This is a genomic window from uncultured Methanobrevibacter sp. (genome assembly GCF_947170395.1).
Lineage (GTDB): Archaea > Methanobacteriota > Methanobacteria > Methanobacteriales > Methanobacteriaceae > Methanocatella.
Genome location: NZ_CAMVTE010000069.1, coordinates 1 through 3,434, shown reverse-complemented (window position 1 = coordinate 3,434; position 3,434 = coordinate 1). Strand labels below are relative to the sequence as shown.

Annotated in this window: 3 protein-coding genes; all 3 read right to left on the bottom strand. The window is 34.2% G+C overall.

Features of this window, described 5'->3' with window-relative positions; all coding sequences use genetic code 11:
* Positions 1-660: 660 nt before the first annotated feature.
* Genes Q0W04_RS10570 through acgM form a run of 3 tightly spaced genes read right to left on the bottom strand, consistent with a single transcriptional unit; the run spans position 661 to position 3,271 of the window.
* Complete coding sequence (locus tag Q0W04_RS10570) at positions 661-1,272, bottom strand: pyridoxamine 5'-phosphate oxidase family protein (protein WP_298503087.1); 612 nt, start codon at positions 1,270-1,272, stop codon at positions 661-663.
* 5 nt (positions 1,273-1,277) lie between these two features.
* Positions 1,278-2,243 (bottom strand): zinc-binding dehydrogenase, encoded by a 966-nt coding sequence (locus Q0W04_RS10565; protein ID WP_298503085.1) that lies wholly within the window; start codon positions 2,241-2,243, stop codon positions 1,278-1,280.
* Entirely contained in the window at positions 2,243-3,271 is a 1,029-nt protein-coding gene (acgM, locus tag Q0W04_RS10560; protein ID WP_298503082.1) for a radical SAM/SPASM domain protein, ACGX system, read from the bottom strand. Before acgM ends, Q0W04_RS10565 begins: the two co-directional genes overlap by 1 nt.
* Positions 3,272-3,434: the final 163 nt, after the last annotated feature.

Here is a 3,434-nt window from a genome sequence, read left to right as displayed (position 1 = left end):
CTTTTTTGAACTATGTGTAAAAAAGGAAGCTATAAAACACATATTAAAGCTAATTGTCATTTAAATTGTCAGTTTATCAAATTAGAAAATTTCGGATGAAATCCAACTAGGCTTCCAATTCGACATCATAGATTGTTTTACATTAACAAGTTAATGGCCAACAATACATAGTAACTTGCTAGGAATAAATAAGAGATAGCAAGCACCATATTTTCAACCACCAAAATATCAATTCTCCAAATTTGATTGGAGTGTTTTTAATTGAATGCTCTTTCCAATTCATTAAAACACCAGTAGATATGATTATTATATTAGTGTTTTAGAATTAGATATTTTCTTTTAAAACTATTTATAATTTCTTATTTTTAAAAATAAAGATTGATTTAAGAATATAAAATTGTTTTTATGATGAAATATTGCTTTAATATAGAAATGAGTAATAAATGAAACTTTTATATACTTTGAGGTTCATAATATTGTATAACATCTTAGGATGTTTGGCCGGCACAGTATCGACCAGTAGATATGATGTTGAATGAGGATGTGTCAAAATTTGTTTAACAAATTTATCCTTATTCAATCTTAAAAAAAAATCTATTTTTACCCAATTTATTAAATAAAGAAGACTAAAACTCCAATAGATTAGATGAAATGAATCAATTATTCTCTTTTAACAATTGCACTCTTCGGACAATTTTCGTAACATAATCCGCAATGCAAACAATGTTCCTGTGGAATTTCAAACTTATCTTCAACAAAAACTGGAATCTGCTGCGGACAACTTGCCTGACAAGTCCCGCAAGCAATACAATCATCAGTTATCTCAAATCCCTTAACTGTTATTTCAGCATCACCGAATTTGAAGGATTGTCTGAAAATCGGCTTTTGTGTCAAATCAAAGAATTCCATCTCATAATCCTCAATGCAAAAAGGCTCAAGAATATATCTTGCATTTCCTGGATAAACGTTATTCATGAATGGATTGTTTTCAAATATCAAATCTATCCAATATTTTTGATCGTCTAATTTATGGGCTTCACCGCTAATTCTGATGGATTTATTGTCCTTCAAGCTTAGATAACTGACTTTGGGATGATTCATGATTTCTGAATAGACATGCTTTCCACGACCGGTTAAAAAATATATCCTATCATCTTCAATATGCATTATATCAATAATTCTTGACTGAGGATTGCCATTATCATCAACAGTGGACAAAACTGCATCAATCACTTCCCTCAACTGTTTAAAACATTCTTCTTTAGTAACCATATAAACTACTCCAATTTAAATATAATCTTTCCCTGAGCCATGTTTGACTCCATCAAAGCATGTGCCTTTCCAATATCTTCCAAATTATAGAATACCCTTGAAATTTCAGGTTTAATGTTATTTTCAACAATGAAATCAAATAGACTGTCCATTATCTCCTGTGTCGGATAATTGCTGAAAAAAGAAGTGAGGTAACAGCCATTTGGAATAATCTTGATTGGATCGAATTCAACCATATACTCAATACCTCCCAAAACACCTGTAACGCAGCATATTCCTCCACTGTTAAGGCATTTCATTGAATCTTCAAGAGTTTTAGGACCAATCAGTTCCAATACTTTATCACATTTTAATTTTTCAGCCAGACAACCATCATCAGCAAAGCACTCATCAGCATCGTTTGACTTTAATATGTCAAATCTCTCCTCGCTTCTGGAAGTTGCAAATATTTCACATCCCATTGGTTTTGCAAGCTGAATTGCAGAAAGTCCCAGTGCAGATGTTGCTCCTCTGATTAATAGAGTGTCCTCCTTTACAAGATTAAGTGACATTAAAGACCCATAGGCAGTGAAATAAGTTTCAGGAATTGCTATTATTTCCTCCAATGTCAATTTGTCAAAAACATCTTCATCAATTTTAAAGACAATTTTTTCAGGAAGCAAAGCATATTCGGCATATCCTCCATCAAAGCTTCTTCCCATTCCACCCATAAGTGCAGCTATCCTATCACCGTTTTTAAATCGAGTATTTGATGAGTCAACTACTTCACCAACGCATTCAATACCTGGAATTACAGGCAATTCAATATAATCCTCATCAGCTTCATAATCCCTTAAAATTACTTCAGCCCTATTAATTCCAAAGCCTAGAACCTTAACTAAAACCCAACCCTCCTTAACTTTAGGAATTTCAACTTCGCTAACTTCCAGCTCATCCGCATTACAAGTTTTCTCCAAAACAACTGCTTTCATCATAACACCTCTTTCCAGCATTGAGGATCTGGCGAATACATATCATGGGTTGTTCCGTAGCTTACAGCAGGACACCCTCTGCAAAATCTCAGCAATTCGCATCTGCTGCATTTTTCAAATTTCTCAAATTGTCTGTATTCGTCCATATCATCACCCATGAAAATATCATATACTGATTCATTTAAGGCATTTCCAACCTTGCTGTCCATTCTGCGACATGCAAATACATCACCTGACGGTAAAATTGTCAAATGACTGTTTCCACAATTGCATCCGTCATAGACAACATCATCATTCAAATTTTCCGGAATCTCATATAATCCTTTTTCATATAAGAATAATGTCCATAGATGATCCTTTAGTGTAAAAAATGTTTTGCTGTCTTTATATTCATTGTATTTTTTCCATACCTTTTCCAAAAGGTTCCTATATTCTTCAGGAGTCATTTGTGTCGCCTTTTCAAGGCTTGTCGGACAATATCTTGCAAAACTGAATAACCCTGCATTATTTTCAACAACAACATCAATCAAATCAGGAATCTCATCAATGTTTGTCTTGGAAACTGTGGTCATGATGCTGGCCCTGACTCCCGCATCCTGCAGGGTTTTGATTTTATCCAATGTAATGTCAAACGAACCGGGTTTTCTAAAATAGTCATGGGTGTCCCTTAGACCGTCCAAAGACAGTTGATATTGTCTGCAGCTTAAGCTTTTAAGTCTTTTTGCAACTTCATCTGTAATGTGGAAAGGGTTTCCCAGTATTGAATAATGAATCTCCTTTTCGTGCAACATTTCAAGCAATTGCCAAAAGTCGGGATGGAGAATCGGATCACCTCCAGTAATGCTGAAATATGGTGTCCTGTTTGTTTTCCGGCAGAATTTTAAGCAATTATCCAAAACAATTTCCATATCCTCATACTTCATTGTTATTAATTCCTTGTCGTTTTCCTCTGAAAAAATATAGCAATGTTTGCATCGCTGATCGCAGTCGTCAAGGATGTGCCATTGAAATGCAAAAAAATCGGCCATAAAAAAACAACTCCTCAAAAAATAGTATATAAAAAAATAAAAGATTTAAGATTGAATCAATCTTAAAATCTGTCTGAACCACAAGCTGTGGTGATATCTGATCCGCATGCAGTGTTAATGTCAGAACCACAAGCAGAAGCAGTCACATCACTGCCACAAGCAG

What these genes read in the sequence shown, in the direction of transcription:
- Q0W04_RS10570 (WP_298503087.1), bottom strand. Translation starts at nt 1,272, where the DNA reads ATGGTTACTAAAGAAGAATGTTTTAAACAGTTGAGGGAAGTGATTGAT.
- acgM (WP_298503082.1), bottom strand. Translation starts at nt 3,271, where the DNA reads ATGGCCGATTTTTTTGCATTTCAATGGCACATCCTTGACGACTGCGAT.
- Q0W04_RS10565 (WP_298503085.1), bottom strand. Translation starts at nt 2,243, where the DNA reads ATGAAAGCAGTTGTTTTGGAGAAAACTTGTAATGCGGATGAGCTGGAA.